Source organism: Paenibacillus sp. 01T431 (assembly GCF_056398625.1).
In genome coordinates, this window is the sequence record NZ_JBFTPT010000013.1 from 222,485 (window position 1) to 239,194 (window position 16,710).

The 16,710-nt window shown below is 44.8% G+C and carries 18 protein-coding genes; 14 read left to right on the forward strand and 4 right to left on the reverse strand.

Annotated elements, in window-relative coordinates:
- Positions 1-62: 62 nt before the first annotated feature.
- From AC1DM9_RS23505 to AC1DM9_RS23515, 3 genes are read right to left on the reverse strand one after another with little or no spacing between them, the layout of a single operon-like run.
- Positions 63-1,148 (reverse strand): copper resistance D family protein, encoded by a 1,086-nt coding sequence (locus tag AC1DM9_RS23505; protein ID WP_076270821.1) that lies wholly within the window; start codon positions 1,146-1,148, stop codon positions 63-65.
- Entirely contained in the window at positions 1,148-1,717 is a 570-nt protein-coding gene (locus tag AC1DM9_RS23510; RefSeq protein WP_477582479.1) for a copper resistance CopC family protein, read from the reverse strand. The genes AC1DM9_RS23505 and AC1DM9_RS23510 overlap by 1 nt, the downstream gene beginning before the upstream one ends.
- A 53-nt stretch (positions 1,718-1,770) precedes the next feature.
- Positions 1,771-2,106 (reverse strand): hypothetical protein, encoded by a 336-nt coding sequence (locus AC1DM9_RS23515; protein WP_477582481.1) that lies wholly within the window; start codon positions 2,104-2,106, stop codon positions 1,771-1,773.
- Between AC1DM9_RS23515 and AC1DM9_RS23520 the strand changes: the two genes are divergently transcribed.
- Positions 2,094-3,434: a hemolysin family protein gene (locus AC1DM9_RS23520; RefSeq protein WP_477582483.1), complete on the forward strand. Its 1,341-nt coding sequence runs from the start codon at positions 2,094-2,096 to the stop codon at positions 3,432-3,434. The two genes, AC1DM9_RS23515 and AC1DM9_RS23520, sit on opposite strands and share 13 nt — an antisense overlap.
- Positions 3,435-3,508: 74 nt before the next feature.
- Here the strand turns inward: AC1DM9_RS23520 and mnmA are convergent, their stop codons facing one another.
- Positions 3,509-4,642, reverse strand: a complete 1,134-nt coding sequence (gene mnmA / locus AC1DM9_RS23525; RefSeq protein ID WP_339207910.1) for a tRNA 2-thiouridine(34) synthase MnmA — start codon at positions 4,640-4,642, stop codon at positions 3,509-3,511.
- A gap of 201 nt (positions 4,643-4,843) precedes the next feature.
- Here mnmA and cymR point away from each other — a divergent pair, with 201 nt between their 5' ends.
- The 13 genes from cymR (at position 4,844) to AC1DM9_RS23590 (ending at position 16,551) form a co-directional block, all read left to right on the forward strand.
- Positions 4,844-5,263 (forward strand): cysteine metabolism transcriptional regulator CymR, encoded by a 420-nt coding sequence (gene cymR / locus AC1DM9_RS23530; RefSeq protein WP_054027272.1) that lies wholly within the window; start codon positions 4,844-4,846, stop codon positions 5,261-5,263.
- A gap of 12 nt (positions 5,264-5,275) precedes the next feature.
- Complete coding sequence (locus AC1DM9_RS23535; RefSeq protein ID WP_339207912.1) at positions 5,276-6,430, forward strand: cysteine desulfurase family protein; 1,155 nt, start codon at positions 5,276-5,278, stop codon at positions 6,428-6,430.
- Between the two features lie 17 nt (positions 6,431-6,447).
- Positions 6,448-6,984, forward strand: coding sequence for a PRC-barrel domain-containing protein (locus AC1DM9_RS23540; RefSeq protein WP_083682557.1), 537 nt, complete (start codon positions 6,448-6,450; stop codon positions 6,982-6,984).
- A 13-nt stretch (positions 6,985-6,997) separates the two neighbouring features.
- The gene (locus tag AC1DM9_RS23545; protein WP_054027275.1) at positions 6,998-7,195 is read left to right on the forward strand and encodes a hypothetical protein; all 198 of its coding nucleotides are present in this window, start codon (positions 6,998-7,000) and stop codon (positions 7,193-7,195) included.
- 155 nt (positions 7,196-7,350) lie between these two features.
- A complete protein-coding gene (locus AC1DM9_RS23550; RefSeq protein ID WP_076270816.1) occupies positions 7,351-8,421 on the forward strand; it encodes an AI-2E family transporter in 1,071 nt (356 codons plus the stop codon).
- A gap of 355 nt (positions 8,422-8,776) precedes the next feature.
- Complete coding sequence (gene alaS / locus AC1DM9_RS23555; RefSeq protein WP_477528158.1) at positions 8,777-11,410, forward strand: alanine--tRNA ligase; 2,634 nt, start codon at positions 8,777-8,779, stop codon at positions 11,408-11,410.
- A 50-nt stretch (positions 11,411-11,460) separates the two neighbouring features.
- Positions 11,461-11,727, forward strand: coding sequence for an IreB family regulatory phosphoprotein (locus AC1DM9_RS23560; RefSeq protein ID WP_076270873.1), 267 nt, complete (start codon positions 11,461-11,463; stop codon positions 11,725-11,727).
- 121 nt (positions 11,728-11,848) lie between these two features.
- Positions 11,849-12,265, forward strand: a complete 417-nt coding sequence (ruvX, locus tag AC1DM9_RS23565; protein ID WP_076270814.1) for a Holliday junction resolvase RuvX — start codon at positions 11,849-11,851, stop codon at positions 12,263-12,265.
- An 8-nt stretch (positions 12,266-12,273) separates the two neighbouring features.
- Positions 12,274-12,570, forward strand: a complete 297-nt coding sequence (locus AC1DM9_RS23570; RefSeq protein WP_076270813.1) for a DUF1292 domain-containing protein — start codon at positions 12,274-12,276, stop codon at positions 12,568-12,570.
- Positions 12,570-12,881, forward strand: a complete 312-nt coding sequence (locus AC1DM9_RS23575; protein WP_054027280.1) for a DUF1292 domain-containing protein — start codon at positions 12,570-12,572, stop codon at positions 12,879-12,881. The genes AC1DM9_RS23570 and AC1DM9_RS23575 overlap by 1 nt, the downstream gene beginning before the upstream one ends.
- Before the next feature lie 217 nt (positions 12,882-13,098).
- On the forward strand, positions 13,099-14,205 hold the full coding sequence (gene mltG / locus AC1DM9_RS23580) for an endolytic transglycosylase MltG (RefSeq protein ID WP_441875860.1): 1,107 nt from the start codon (positions 13,099-13,101) through the stop codon (positions 14,203-14,205).
- Between the two features lie 55 nt (positions 14,206-14,260).
- Positions 14,261-15,193 (forward strand): peptidase U32 family protein, encoded by a 933-nt coding sequence (locus tag AC1DM9_RS23585; RefSeq protein ID WP_441875863.1) that lies wholly within the window; start codon positions 14,261-14,263, stop codon positions 15,191-15,193.
- A gap of 95 nt (positions 15,194-15,288) precedes the next feature.
- Entirely contained in the window at positions 15,289-16,551 is a 1,263-nt protein-coding gene (locus AC1DM9_RS23590) for a peptidase U32 family protein (RefSeq protein ID WP_339207918.1), read from the forward strand.
- Positions 16,552-16,710: the final 159 nt, after the last annotated feature.

Consider the following 16,710-nt stretch of genomic DNA (forward strand, 5'->3'; position numbering starts at 1 on the left):
ATGGAGGTAAGCTCATTCCTAAGCTTACCTCCATATTAGCAGGAGTTTTTCTTGTTATTCTTTTAAGCAATCGCAAACATCAGGCCGAAATAGCCGAATACCACTGTCAAAATCCCCATTACAAAAGCTGGCATAAGCTTATTTACGCGATACATCCAAAGCAGACCGACCGCCATTAGTGCAGCTGCCGCAAGCATAAGCAGGCACTCCATGTTCAGCGTGAATTTCAAGCTGATGTCAGGGCTGAAGTTTCCTTTGTAAATTGAAGTGAAAAATGGAGAAGGTGATTCCGATTGCAGTGTCTCCTTCACTTTATGCGGTGGTGCTTGCTGACCAAGCACACCTGTGGCTGCAAGCACGAGCAAAGCAATGAAGCTTTCTGCTTTTAGCCAGCGTCTTGGATTGAAATTCGGATTGGTTTTTGCTATTTTTTTGTATCCGAAGCCATTTGAGAAAGCAAACAGCAGCAGAGGCAAAATCAGTAGATGTTTAATCAGCAGCATCTGACCGTAGGGAAGCATCCATGAGTTTACATATTCTGGAGTTGTGAATGACATAAGCGTAATGCCGGCAAGAAGCGTTACAACAACAGAAACGATAGCTACTGGTGAAAACCAACGCAGAAATGCATTCCAATTGGCATCGTCTTTGGAAAACCAACTGATCACAAACAAAATGCCGATCCATACGCTGACTGCGAGAAAATGAGCAGAATGTGTAATTAAACCTTTAAATCCATACAAGGATGAAGCATGTCCTGCATAACCCAGCCACACAATTAGCAAAAAGGTAACAAACAAAGCTACCTTAGGCATATGCTTATCGCCCCGGAATGCTTTAAGCCCTAGTAGAAAAGCGAGTCCAGCTGATCCGATTGTTGTCCATACCCACGCTTTGCCTGTATTAACATCGAGCAGGATGCTCTTTAAAATAGCGCCGTAGCTCATGTCAAAATCTTTGGCAAATACGATAGCAAGCTTATGAATAGGAACGTAGGATAAGAACGGTATTGCTACTGCGCATGCGAGCAGCAGGCCATGCGGTACATGAACGGAAGGCCTTCTGTCCTCCGGTACAAGCCGCAATAGAAAGGTGCCCGTTAAAATGGCGAAGCAAATGTATAGAAGGCCTTCGCTGATATAGATCATTATTTGCGCCTCCGCATGAATAAGAGAACTGCTGCTACGATAATGACACCGATAACGACATAAGGAGTATAGTTTGTCCCAGCATCATTAGTTGTAGCTTCACTGCTTCCTCCGTCAGTATTAGTGCTAGCATCAGGAGAAGGAGTAGGAGACGTTGTCTCTGCTGGTGCTTCAGTAGCTGTTGCTGTTGGTTCTTCGCTTGGTTGTTCAGTAATAACAGGCGATTCTACAGTAAACGAATAATCGCCTTCCACCGAATGACCATCCGCTCCGATAATGACCCACTTAACTGTATAAATACCATTAGGCAAAGCATTAGGTACTGATCCGGTCATCGTCATGCCGTCAACCTCGACCTTTTCTTTTTCCATTTCCTCGCCAGCAGCATTTAATATTTTAAAATTACTAAGCTTCTCGATCTTTGTGTTAAATGTCATCTCTATACGCTCTGGTGAGGCAGCGACCGTCGCATCTCGCGCAGGCACCGCGCTTTCTAGTTTGGAATGGGCCATCGCTACGCCCGGAACGAGCCATAGAGCGGCAAGAAAAATAAGCAATATTCGTTTCATTTTTAAACCTCCTACATATTTTTGTAACGAGCCTACTTAGTAAGCTCATTGCATTATAACAGATTCCAATTCGCTGTTGCGCCAAATAAAATGATCAATTCATTGCGGCTTAGTGAACATTTGTTGAAGATCGTTTGATGCTTCCTATAAAAAACGCTTAGAAAGACTGGAAATCCGCGTATAAGTGCTAGCCTATGGCGAATAGACATAATTACAGTCTTGAGAGCGGTATGGCTCGCAAGCTTTACCGTTTGACGCGGCGGTTTGTCATCTAGGAGAAATCTCACACTACACAAAGATTGCCGTATCTTTGTTCCAAAAGGAGGTGCACCTGTCATCGCATCCCGTTTCATTTCTTGCGGAGGACAGGAATCCAGTGATTGACCCATTACCGACCAGCTTGTCTCTGCTGCTTATTTTTGTTTTTATCATGATGAACAGTTTTTTTGTTGCTGCCGAGTTTGCAATGGTGAAGGTAAGAGGAAGCCGCTTAGATACAATAATCGCAGATGGTGATTCGAGAGCGAAGCTTGCCTCTCATATGACAGGCAATTTAGATGCTTATTTATCTGCGTGCCAGCTTGGTATTACGCTTGCTTCGCTTGGCCTCGGATGGGTTGGCGGTCCAGCTATTGCAAATGTGATCAAGCCTGCTATGGCTTTCATCGGCATTCGCAGTGAATGGTTTGTTCATACCTTTTCATTTTTGCTTGCCTTTATTCTCATTACGATGCTGCAAATAGTACTTGGAGAGCTGGCGCCAAAAACGATTGCAATCCGCAAAGCTGAATCCATTACGCGATTGACAGCGTTGCCGCTCGTTTGTTTTTATAAGCTTATGTTTCCCTTTATTTGGTTATTTAACGGGGTAGCCAATTTGCTTCTTAGAAAAATTGGAATTGAGCCTGTGACCGAGAAGGATTCGGCGCACACGGAGGATGAAATTCGGATTTTGATGAAGGAGAGCCACAAAAACGGTTTAATAGATAATATGGAGCTAACGCTTGTTGATAACATTTTTGATTTTGCCGAGACGAATGCGCGTGAAATTATGATTCCTCGAACAGAAATGATATGCCTGAATACAAGCAGCACTTTAGCCGACAATAAAAAAATTGCACTGGAGCAAATGCTGACGCGTTATCCGGTTTGTGAGAATGACAAGGACAATATCATTGGGTTCGTGCATATCAAGGATTTACTGAAGGACACGATGCACAATCTGCAGGATATAAGGCAAATTACGAGACCAATTACGACAGTACCCGAATCGATGCAAATTAGTACACTGCTGAAGCTGATGCAAAAACGAAAGTCGCAAATTGCTATTTTGATTGACGAGTACGGCGGCACTTCCGGCTTAGTAACCCTCGAGGATATTATGGAGGAAATCGTCGGCGAGATTCAAGATGAATTTGACGAGGAACGAGAGCCTCTTGAGAAAAAAGACGACAATACCTACTCCATTAGTGGTCTCATGCTGATCGAGGAAGTCAACAGCTTCTTCAATCTCGATATCGAAACGGATGATTATGATACAATCGGGGGCTGGATGTATTCCAAAATAAACATACCTCCTGTCAACAATCAGCGTGTCGATCACGCTGGAGAATATGAATTCATTATTGAAGAGACGGATCATCTTCGGATCTCCAGGCTTCTGATTCGAAAGATTGGCGAGAAAAAAAAAGGACAGAACGGCCAATATTTTGGCTGAACATGAACGTTTTGATCAAAAGAAAAGCTGCCTAATGCATCAATAGCGGATGCTTCAGGCAGCTTTTCGTGTTGTTATGCTTGCTTTGCAAAATCAGCAGCAGGATCGACTTTCTTAACTTTATCGATCGTGCCTCCGCCAAGGCAAACGTTGCCGTCGTAGAGTACGACAGCTTGTCCAGGTGTAATGGCTTTCTGAGGCTTGTCAAACACGATATGCGCGTTTCCATCTTCGCCAATCGTTACGCTGACGCCTTGATCGGGCTGGCGATAACGGAATTTGGCGGTGCAGCGAATGGTATCTCCGCTTTTTACTGGTAGAATCCAGTTCATTCCAGTTGCCGTCAAGCTCTCAGAGTAAAGGCTGGCATGCTGCTCTCCCTGTACAACATAAAGAATGTTTTTCTCCAAATCCTTGTCCGCTACGAACCAAGGCTCGCCGGAACCTGATCCGCCAATGCCAAGTCCTTGGCGCTGGCCGAGCGTGTAATACATCAGTCCGTCGTGACGACCTTTTTTCTCGCCGTTTCTAATATCAATCATATCGCCGGCTTGAGCGGGAAGATAGCCGCTAAGGAAGGTTTTGAAATTGCGTTCCCCGATGAAGCAAACGCCTGTGCTGTCTTTTTTCTTAGCGGTATAAAGGCCAGCTTCTTCAGCAATTCGGCGTACTTCAGGCTTCGGCAGATGCCCAATCGGGAACATCGCTTTAGCCAGCTGCTTCTGATTAAGAGCACTAAGGAAGTACGTCTGATCTTTATTTGAATCGACTCCGCGAATGAGCTTCGTTGTGCCATCCTCGGTACGTTCTACTTGAGCATAATGGCCTGTTGCCAAATAATCCGCTCCAAGCTCCAAGGCGCGCTGCAGGAAGTCGCCAAATTTAATCTCGCGGTTGCACATAACGTCTGGGTTAGGCGTACGCCCGCGCTTGTACTCATCTAGAAAGTAAGTGAATACCTTGTCAAAATATTGCCGTTCAAAATTCACGGTATAGTAGGGAATGCCAATTTGTTCACATACGCGGCGTACATCTTCAGAATCCTCTTCCGCCGTGCAATGACCGAATTCATCGGTATCATCCCAGTTTTTCATAAAAATGCCGACAACGTCATACCCTTGCTGCTTTAGCAGCAGTGCAGTGACGGAGGAATCGACGCCGCCTGACATCCCGACGACAACTCTTGTCGAAGCTTTTGGTTTTTCCATCGTAAACACCACCTTGCTTGAATCAAACATTTATTATTGTAACATAGGCTGCAAACTTTTTCATGAAGATGTCAACCTTTTTGCACACTCCGCCCGCTCGATATGTTAACATATAAGTGAAATGGGAATACAGAGAATTAACAACCAATGAGGAAGACACAATCATAAATCAATACTAAAAACAATAAAAGAGGTGCCACTTTGAAAATATCGACGAAAGGCCGTTATGGCTTAACAATTATGATGGAGCTTGCGGCTAAATTTGGTGAAGGCCCGACTTCGCTCAAGAGTATCGCTGAACGAAATCAGCTTTCCGAGCACTATTTGGAGCAATTAGTAGCACCCCTTAGAAATGCTGGTCTTGTGAAAAGTATTCGCGGAGCTTATGGCGGTTATATTTTATCGAAGGATCCGGAAACAATTACGTCTGGGGATATTATTCGAATTCTTGAAGGCCCGATTTCGCCTGTAGACTTTACAGAAGAAGACGATCCGGCTAAACGTCAGCTTTGGCTGCGCATTAGAGACAGTATTGCAGAAGTATTAGATTCGACTACGCTTGCAGATCTAATTAATTTCGAAGATGCTGGCAAACCTGATAGCTATATGTTCTATATTTAAGGAAGCCGACCTATGACAAATCATTATTTTGATCATGCCGCCACTACACCTATGCATCCGAAAGTCATCCAAGCGATGCTTGAGGTAATGCAAGGCTCCGGCGGCAATTCGTCTAGTATGCATGCTTTTGGAAGAGCGGCCAAGCATCAGTTAAATCGATCACGAGATCTCATTTCAGCAGCAATAGGCTGCAAGCCGGGACAATTATTATTTACCTCAGGTGGAACGGAAAGCGATAATGCCGCTCTAATTGGGGCTGCTAGAGCACAGCGTAAACGAGGCAAATCACATATTATAACTTCAGCGGGTGAACATCACGCTGTTCTTCATACATGCGAATGGCTGGTTAAGGAAGAAGGTTTCTCCCTAACCGTACTACCTATTGATAGCTTTGGACGAACATCACCAGAGCTTGTTCAAGAAGCCATGACCCCAGAAACAGGCCTTATTAGCATCATGCATGGAAATAACGAGGTTGGAACGATTCAGCCGATTGAAGAAATAGGGCGCATAGCTAGAGCTGGCGGTGCTGTTTTTCATGTGGATGCAGTTCAAGCTTTGGGCTCATTCGAGTATAGGCTCAATGAGCTGCCAGTTGATTTGATGAGCTTCTCCGCCCATAAGATCAACGGTCCTCAAGGTGTTGGCGCACTTTATGTGGCTAACGGTACGCCGATTGACGCTCTACAGCATGGTGGATCTCAAGAGAGAAAGCGGCGTGCAGGGACAGAAAATATTGCGGGGATCGTCGGGTTTGCTGCCGCAGTTGACATTTGTGTGAACGAGCGAGAAAATAAGCAACTTTTTATGGACGAGCTTCGTAAGAGATGGATAGAACTGCTTCACAACCATGTTGAAGTGCCTATCGTTATAAATGGCTCGGAGCAGCACTATTTGCCGCATATCGTAAATATCAGCTTTATTGGTGTCGATACGGAAACGATGCTCATGAATTTGGATATGGAAGGTATCGCAGCAGCAAGCGGTTCTGCTTGTACCTCCGGCGCGCTTGAACGCTCACATGTACTTCGAGCAATGCAATTGCCCGAGGAACAAATTAATTCTGCTGTAAGATTTAGCTTTGGTTTGGGGAATACTTTGGAGGAATTAGAAGATGCCGCACAAAAAGTTGGAACAATCGTGAGGCGTATTCGTAATAACTACTAGGAGGACTCCAGCTAAGCGTGATCAAACTTCAACGGCTTATTGGACTACCCGTAATCGTTATCCATTCCGGCAAACTTGTTGGAACTGTCAAGGACGCCTGGTTCGATGAGCATTGGCAGCTGAAAGGGCTAATACTCGATTGTCCCAAGTGGTTTGCTTCCTCCGTAAAAATAGTGGAGTGGACTCACGTGATATCTTGCGGAGAGGACACCGTTATTATAGCAAGTGAAGCAGCGATCGTTCGGATGAAGTCGAAGCAATTGCTACGTTCTTATGACACAGGATTAGTGAAATTAAAGGATCTGCCCGTCGTAACTGTACAAGGTATTCAACTTGGCAGAGTGTCGGATGTTTATTTTTACCCAAAAGAGGGTACACAAATAATAGGCTACGAGCTTACGGACGGTTTTGTTTCGGATCTGATGGAAGGGCGCAGATGGCTGAAGGCGCCGAGTGATCCGGATAGCGTATTACTCGGGGAAGACGCGATTATTGTTCCTGCTGTCAGTGAAGCGGAATTGGAGCCTGTCGCAGCTTCCAATTTCAGAGGATAGGGAGAAATGAAAGATGATGAGATGTCCGAATTGTAATTCGAAAGATATCGGAAAGATCGGTTCCCACCAGTTTTATTGCTGGGGCTGCTTCATTGAACTGACGGTTAACGGCGACAAAATGTCGGTTTACCAAGTGGAAGAGGATGGCACGTTAAGCTCACTCGACGACTTGTTCTTTGAGGAAGAAATTACACAAGTTCACGTCAACTGACGTGCGTTGCTATAAACTTGAATATCAAAAGACGGTCTTCGGCCGTCTTTTTTTTGCTGTTATAGGATGATTTAGGGCGCTTGTACATATACTGAACTAGTTCGGCTTGTCTTGCTAAGAGCGAAGCGGATAAAGAAAGTTCGGGGGTGAGGACGGTGGAGCGCTTTACGAAGAACCGTCTGTTTGTCTGGCTGGTTTACATCATATTGGGTCTGCTTGCGATTTATCTTATGCTGCTTATAAAGCCGCTTATTGTGAACGTATATGTGTTTGTAAAAGCCGTTTTTGCTCCATTTATAATCGCGATGATAATTTCTTATGTGCTGAATCCTATCGTTACGATGCTGCATGACCGGAAGGTTCCTAGGACGATTGCCGTGCTGCTCATATATGCAGTGTTTTGTGCAGTCATTACGGTGATTCTCGTTAACTTGATTCCAATGTTCATCGAACAAGTACAGGAAATCAATCGTCATGTGCCTGAGCTTTCCATGCGTGCTCAAAATATCGTCACGGACATTAACAACACTTCTTTTTTACCGGAGAGTATTCGAAGCGGGCTTAATAAGTCACTTTTGCATATGGAAAAAAAGCTGTCGGAGAGTTTGTTCAACTTTGTTAACAATATTGGGTCCATGTTAAATGCAGTGTTTATCGCGTTCATTATTCCGTTTCTCGCCTTCTATATATTAAAGGATTTTGATGTGTTTGAAAGAACGGTCATTACGTATGTACCCAAATCACATCGCAAAAACACGGTCAGGCTGCTTAAAGATATCGATACGGCACTCGGCAGCTATATTCGCGGACAGTTTTTGGTTTGTATTATCGTTGGCGTGCTTGCTTATTTCGGGTACCTGTTGATCGGTATGCCTTATGCGCTGCTCCTTGCCGGCATCGTTGCGATAACGAATGTCATTCCGTATCTCGGTCCTTTTTTTGGAGCCGCACCTGCAATACTAATGGCATCTACGGTTTCCATTAAGATGGTCATCCTTGTCGCGATTATCAACACCCTGTGCCAAATACTCGAAGGCAACGTAATCTCTCCACAGGTGGTAGGCCGTACGCTCCATATGCATCCCTTGTCGATCATTTTTGCATTGCTGGTCGGAGGGGAGATTGCCGGCATTGTTGGCATGATTTTGGCGGTTCCTATTTTTGCAGCCTGCAAAGTGATCATTCAGCATATGTTCGCCTACTACGTGCGAAGAAAGATTATTTGACAGGCGGATAGGCTGTGGCTATAATTTTAAAATAATCAAGTGTCAATTATAAGGGAATAAATCGTTGATGAAATGAAGTAAGCCAATGCCCGTTAGCCAGAGAGAAAGCTTCTTCGCATTTGCTTTTCGATAAGCAGCCGCGTCGGTTGAGAGAGCTTTTATAACGAAGAGTGGCTGAAAGCTATTTTCGGAGTGTGAATGAACTTCACCGGTTGGACCCGTTAATGTCTAATGAAGGCGATTGCTCTAGCTGTTTGCAGCGAGGCAATAACCAGGGTGGTACCGCGATTCTATTCGTCCCTGTCAATGACAGGGGCTTTTTTTGTGTTTTATCATTTGAAGGGGGCTCATCCTAATGAAAGCTAGTGAAATTCGTGCAAAATGGCTTGCATTTTTTGAAAGCAAAGGCCACAAAATTGAACCAAGTGCATCGCTTGTACCGCATAATGACCCGTCCTTGCTATGGATTAATGCAGGTATGGCGCCGCTAAAGGCTTATTTTGACGGACGCATCGTTCCAGAAAACCCGCGTATTACGAATTCACAGAAGTGCATTCGTACGAATGATATCGAAAACGTAGGCAAAACCCGCCGTCATCATACGTTTTTCGAGATGCTGGGCAATTTCTCGATCGGTGATTACTTCAAGGAAGAAGCTATTACTTGGGCATGGGAGTTTCTGACTGAGCCAAAATGGATTGGTTTTGATCCTAATCGCTTGTCGGTAACGGTATATCCAGAAGATGTAGAAGCATTCGAGTTCTGGAATACGAAAATTGGCCTTCCTGCTGAACGGATTTATAAGCTGGAAGAAAATTTTTGGGATATTGGCGAGGGCCCTTGCGGACCTTGTACAGAAATTTTCTATGACCGCGGCGACAAATATGGCGATCTTTCGGACCCGGAATGCTGGCCAGGCGGTGAGAACGAGCGTTTCCTAGAAGTTTGGAACGTTGTATTCTCACAATTCAATCATAATAAAGACGGCAGCTACACGCCGCTTCCAATCAAAAACATCGATACAGGTGCAGGACTTGAGCGTTTTGCTTCTATATTGCAGGATGTGGATTCGAACTTTGATACGGATTTATTCCGTCCAATTATCGACCGCACTTGTGAAATTGCGAAAGTAAGCTACAAAGTGAATGAAGAGCATGATGTTGCGCTTAAAGTTATTGCCGATCATATTCGTACAGTAGCGTTCGCAGTAGGTGATGGCGTAATGCCTTCTAACGAAGGCCGTGGCTACATCATTCGCCGTTTGCTTCGCAGAGCTGTTCGTTACGGAAAAACAATCGGAATCGACCGTCCGTTTTTGCATGAGCTGACTTCAATTGTTGGCGAGGTTATGGGCGTTTATTATCCAGAGGTTGTAGAAAAGCGTGAATTTATCGAGCGGGTTATCCGTACGGAAGAAGAGCGTTTCCATGAGACATTGTCCGATGGACTATCTATGCTGTCTGATCTGGTAGCTGCTGGTACGAAAGCTGGCCAAAAAGAGATTAATGGCGATGATGCATTCCGCTTGTATGATACTTACGGCTTTCCTTTCGATTTGACGGAGGACTTTGCTTCAGAAAATGGAATGACGGTTGATCGTGCTGGATTCGACGCAGCCATGGAAGCACAGCGCGACCGTGCCCGCGCAGCTCGCCAAGATACTGGAAGCATGAAGGTTCAAGGCGGACCGCTCGGCGATTTCACGGTTAAAAGTGAGTTTGTTGGCTATAATGAACTGGTAACTGAGTCCAAAATCATTGCCATTGTTCATGAGGATCTGTTGGTTGAATCGGCTCCAGAAGGCAGCAAAGTCGTTGTAATATTGGATCGGACACCTTTCTATGCAGAAAGCGGCGGACAAATCGGAGATACAGGAACGATTACGGGCAACGGCTTTACGCTGCAGGTTGAAGAAGTAACCAAAGCACCGCACGGTCAAAGCGTCCATCATGCTGTTGTTACCTCAGGTACTGCTCGTACAGGTGAAGCAGTAGAGGCGAGCGTTGCTAGAGCTGTACGCGATGACATTATCAAAAACCATACGGCAACGCATTTGCTTCATAAAGCGCTCAAAGAAGTGCTTGGCGATCATGTCAATCAAGCGGGCTCTTCGGTAGAGGCTGAACGCCTGCGCTTCGACTTCTCGCACTTTGGCAGTATAACTGCTGAAGAACTAGTGACGATTGAACGCCGCGTCAATGAGCAAATTTGGCTCGGAACTCCAGTATCCATCGAAACGAAATCATTGAATGAAGCTAAAGCGATGGGCGCGATGGCGTTGTTCGGCGAGAAATACGGCGATGAGGTTCGTGTGGTTCAAGTTGGCAGCTATAGCTTGGAGCTATGCGGAGGCTGTCATGTAAGCAATACATCGCAAATCGGATTGTTCAAGCTGTTAAGCGAGAGCGGTATTGGGTCGGGTGTTCGAAGAATTGAAGCCGTTACGGGTAAACATGCGTATAACTATTTAGATGGTCAGCTTGACCTGCTTAAGCAATCGGCTGCACTTCTGAAATCAAATGCAAATGATGTGCCAAAACGGATTGAAGCATTGTTCGGTCAAGTGAAGGAATTCTCTCGCGAGAATGAATCACTTCAAGCGAAGCTGAGCCGGATCGAAGCAGGATCACTTGAGCAAAACGCGAAAATAGTGAATGGCATTACTGTCCTTTGCGCAAAAGTGAATGCTCCTTCAATGGACGCGCTTCGCGGCATAGTTGATGAATTGAAGCTGAAGCTGGAGTCAAGTGTTATCGTGCTTGGTGCGATTTCGGATGACAAAGTGAACCTTGCAGCTGCCGTTTCTGCAGATTTAATTAAAAAAGGTTTCCATGCGGGCAAAATTGTAAAAGAAGCTGCAATTCATTGCGGCGGCAGCGGCGGCGGACGCCCAGATATGGCGCAAGCAGGCGGAAAAGACACAACGAAGTTGGATGAAGCATTGAAACTTACAGAAGAACTAGTTCTTAATCAAACAAATGTGATATGATATGAGTGTATATCTCATTGAAATGCGGTTTGGAAAGCGAGGTGCTGGCGATGAGTTCCATGGACAAAACAATGAAATTTAACGTGAAGGCGGAGGGGGTTGAATCTTCTCAAGACATTCTGCTATCCGTGCATGAAGCGCTTCTAGAGAAAGAGTATAATCCGATTAACCAGATCGTTGGGTATTTGCTGTCCGGAGATCCCGCGTATATTCCGCGGCATAACAACGCCAGGAGTTTAATTCGCAAGAAGGAACGAGACGAATTAATCGAAGAGCTTGTCCGGTTTTATCTAAACCATAAGAAACAACAAGCGTAAACGGCTAAAGCCCCCCTTAGGAGGCTTAGCTATCGTTTCGCAGAGAAATATAAGCAGTTTATAAGCAGATAAACTTATAAATTCTTATATTTTAACTAATGAGGCAGGAGCCGGACAAGACATGAGATTGATGGGACTTGATTACGGTGACCGCAACATAGGAGTTGCTGTCAGCGACGCTTTTCGTTGGACCGCGCAAGGAACTGGTGTTATTGAACGAAGGCGAGACCATAGTGAGTTTGACCGCATTGCCGATCTGGTTAAGGAGCATGAGGTTAGTGAAATTGTTGTTGGTCTTCCAAAAAACATGAATGGCACCATCGGTCCACGTGGAGAAATTTGTATAGAATTCGCAGAACAGATTAAGCAGAAACTAAACATACCTGTTCACCTTTGGGACGAAAGGCTGACAACGGTAGCTGCCGAACGAACGCTTATTGAAGCGGACGTCAGCCGGAAGAAGCGAAAGCTTGTAATAGACAAAATGGCGGCAACGCTTATTTTGCAAAATTATCTCGATTCTAAAGCGAAAAGGTGAGGGTAAACATGACAAATGAAGAGTTGGAATTCGAAGAGCCGGAAATTATTTATATCCCGGATGAAGAAGGAAACGAAGAGGAATTCGAAGTCATCATGAAATTTGAAGTTGATGGTTCCGATCAGAAATATATGATGGTAGTTCCGCTTCATGGAGAAAATGACGAGGAAGATGAAGTATATGCTTTCCGTTATGAAGAAGAAGGCGATGACCTGAAGCTGTATACCATTGAAGATGAAGAAGAATGGAATATGGTTGAGGAAACGTTCAACACTCTCCTTGGTGAGATGGAGGAAGAAAATTAATGTCCGGCACAGAGCATGAAGCACCTAAGAAGCTGAATACGCTACGAGCGGCATTCGGCAATGAAATTGAGCTTGAAGCAGATGACGGCAGCGTAGAGGTATACGATATTAAAGCTGAGTTTCAGCTAGGGGATCGCATTTATGCAGCCCTGCAATCGGATCCGATGCGTGGCGAGGATGATGTTGAGCTATTCCGCGTCATTCAAGTCGATGGTGAACCGCAGCTGGAAAACATCGAAAACGATGAAGAGTGGGAAGCTGCATCAGAAGCGTACGATGATTTATTGTTTGCTACTGACGAGCGTCCATAAAACGTCGTCTAATGTATATGCATCTAACGAGAGAGCGGCCAATAACCGCTCTTTTGTTCCATGTTTAGCGTTAATTACTCAAACATGCGGTTGTAATTCTCTTCATTGACCTGTTTAACAGCATTTTCAGCTGAGCCACCATAGGATGGTCTCAGCCATTTCGCCTGCGCAAATCGATATACCGAAAATGATGCATTATAAAAAAGGGGGTCTAATTTTGGACAAGTCATCACAGCACCTTGAGCAACAATCATCATCGGGACCGAGGAAAAGCCGCATTACATTATGGGTTATTTTAAGCTTGTTAGGAATTATGATTATAGGTGCTGGAAGCGTTGCTTTATATGTGTGGAGCAGCTTGAAGCCAACAGCTGCTGGTGCGGTTCAGAAGATTGATATTCCAAGAGGAACATCAGCGAATGAGGTTGCAGAATTACTGGAAGAGCAAGGGATTATTAAAAATGCATTTATATTTAAATATTACTTGAAGCTTAAGGATCAAGGCGGCCGCTTTCAGGCGGGACTTTATGAGCTGAACCCCGGCATGAATAATGAAGCCATTATAGCCAAGCTAAATGCTGGCGACACCGTAGAAGCAGAAACGATTCGATTCACGATTCCTGAGGGCTTTACCGTATTGCAAATTGCTGACAAGCTTGCTCAAGAGAAATTGATCAACAAAGAAAAGTTTATTGGATTAATTGCATCGGAAAACAATTGGGGTGATGCGGAGGCTGTTCGCTCCATTCCCAATAACGATAAGCTGCATCAGCGTCTTGAAGGTTATCTGTTCCCTGAAACGTATGAGATGAAAAAAGAAAGCACAGAAGAAGATATTATTAAACGGATGGCGCTTGAACTCGACCGGAAGCTTGCTGAGCTTCCAGAGGGCTGGATGGAAGTGCTTGAAGAGAAAAAAATGTCCTTTCATGATATGCTGACAATCGCGTCGCTTGTAGAGCGTGAAGTCGTTGTGGACGAGGAAAGAGCTCTCGTATCGGGCATTATTTACAACCGGATTGCCGATGGCATGAAGCTGCAAATTGATGCTACCGTTCAATATTCATTAGATAAGCCAAAGGAACGTCTTTACGAGAAGGATTTGCTCGTAGACAGTCCTTATAACACGTATAAGGTAGAAGGTTTGCCGCCTGGACCTATCGCAAGTCCAAGTCTTAAGTCGATTGAAGCGGCTATATATCCGGAAGATACGGAATATTTTTTCTATGTAACCAAGAAGGATGGAAGTCAGACTCATTTGTTCGCAAAAACATATAAAGAGCATTTGAAAAACATCGAGAAAAGTAATCAGACGGCTGGGTAGTCATAACGATTAGATAGGAAACGAAGCTTCACGGTGTTTTTAAGGAGGATCAAGTATGGCGTACAAGCCGGAATTGTTAGCTACCGCTGCATCTATAGAAGAGCTGGAGAGGCTCATGGCAGCAGGCGCGGATGCTTTTGTCATTGGCGAAGCACGCTACGGTATGCGATTAGCAGGAGAGTTTAACAAAGAAATGATAGCGCAGGCCGTAAAGCTCGCTAAGCCTAAGGGTGTGAAAATCTATGCTGCCCTTAACAATCTTATGGATAATGAAGCAGCGGATTCATTAAATGATTATGTATCCTCGCTTGCTGAAGCTGGCGTTGATGCACTAGTATTCGGCGACCCTGCGGTCTTAATGGCTGCTAGGTTGCATGCCCCAGGCATGGCGCTGCACTGGAATGCCGAAATGACCTCAACTAATTATGTTACAGCTAATTATTGGGGCCGCAGAGGTGCGACTAGATATGTGCTCGCACGCGAACTCAATATGGATCAGGTTTGCGAGACAACGGCTAGTACAGAACTTGAGGTTCAAGTACATGTGCATGGGATGACGAATATTTATCATTCAAAGCGTTCGCTTGTAGAGAGCTATATGGAGCATCAGTCGGAGACGGATCGGCTTCCGGAGAAAGACAAGGATCGCGGGCTTTATGTGATGGAAGCGGAGCGGCAGGACGAGCGTTATCCAATCTACGAAGATGCGAACGGCACTCATATTATGAGCTCGGATGATGTTTGTATGGTAGAGAACCTTCATGAGCTGCTGGATGCTAAAGTAACCAGCTTGAAGATTGAGGGATTAATGAAATCTACCGAGTACAACGAAATTGTTGTGCGCTCATATCGGCAAGCAATCAATGCCTATTTGGCTGATCCAGAGGGCTACATTTTCCAAGAGGAATGGCTTGACGCGATTAAGAAAGTCCAGAATCCGCAGCGAGAGCTGAGTTTTGGCTTCTTCTTCAAAGAGCAAGTCTATTAATATGTTAATGCTTACGAAGTGAGTTTTGCTTCGCAAAACCAAAGTTAATGCTTACGAAGTGAGTTTTGCTTCGCAAAACTTAGGAGGTACACATAGTGACAACAATTGAGAAGACGACACCTCGCTATCAAGGCAAACGCCATCGGCTTGACAAGCCGGAGCTACTCGCACCAGCCGGAAATTTAGAGAAGCTGAAATTCGCGATTCATTACGGAGCTGACGCGGTTTATATCGGCGGTCAAAAGTACGGCTTGCGCTCCAATGCAGACAATTTCAGCTTTGAAGAAATGAAGGAAGGCGTTGAGTTCGCCAACCGCTATGGTGCAAAGGTGTTTGTCGCGACAAATATATATGCGCACAATGAGGATGTAGAGGGACTTGAAGACTACTTGCGCAATCTTGAAGCAGCAGGAATCTCAGCTATCATTGCCGCAGATCCTGCCATTATTGAAACGGCGCAGCGAGTAGCTCCGAAGCTTGAGGTTCATTTGAGCACGCAGCAATCCACGCTGAATTGGCAGGCTGTGCAGTTCTGGAAGGAAGAAGGCTTGCCGCGCGTTGTGCTGGCCCGTGAAACGAGCTTTAAAGACATTGCAGAAATAAAAAAAAATGTTGATATTGAGATCGAAGCGTTTATTCATGGTGCGATGTGCTCATCTTTCTCTGGTCGCTGCGTATTGTCTAATCATTTTACGGATCGTGACTCCAATCGTGGAGGCTGCTGTCAGTCATGTCGCTGGAAATACGATTTGTTTGTTGACGATATGCCAATGTACCCGGAAGAAGAAGATAAGTTCACAATGGGCTCTAAAGATCTATGCATGATTGAATATTTGCCGGAGCTTATCGAAGTTGGCGTTGACAGCTTCAAAATCGAAGGACGAATGAAAAGCATTCACTATGTGGCGACAGTCGTTAATGTTTATCGTCAAGCGATTGATGCGTATTTCGCTGATCCTGAGCATTTCGAGCTGAAGCAGGAATGGGTGGATGAGATAAATAAGGCTGCCAACCGTCCGCTAAACACTGGATTTTTCCTTGATACACCGGGTGCGGAGGATCATATTTATGAGCCAGAGGAAAAAGCAGCGCCATATGATTTTGCTGGAGTAGTCGTAGATTATAATGATAAAACGGGTTTTGCGATCGTGCAGCAGCGCAATCACTTTAAACTAGGACAAGAAATCGAATTTGTTGGTCCGAAGGGTACTTTTTTCAAGCAAACAGTAACCGAAATTACGGATACAGATGGCAATGCGCTTGAAGCGGCTCGCCATCCTTTGCAGCATATTCGCATTCGTACGTTAAAGCCGGTTAAACCGATGGATATGATGAGAAAGAAGATCGGGAAGAAGTAAATAGGCAAAACATGACTAGAGTCTTATTTTTTTAGAAAATAAGACTCTTTTTTTTGTATTTATTATTATGAAATGACAAGAATGTGTCGATATAAAATAATATACTGTAAATACATATTTCGGCAAGATGCGCTAGCAGCAAACGTACTATTTTGGACT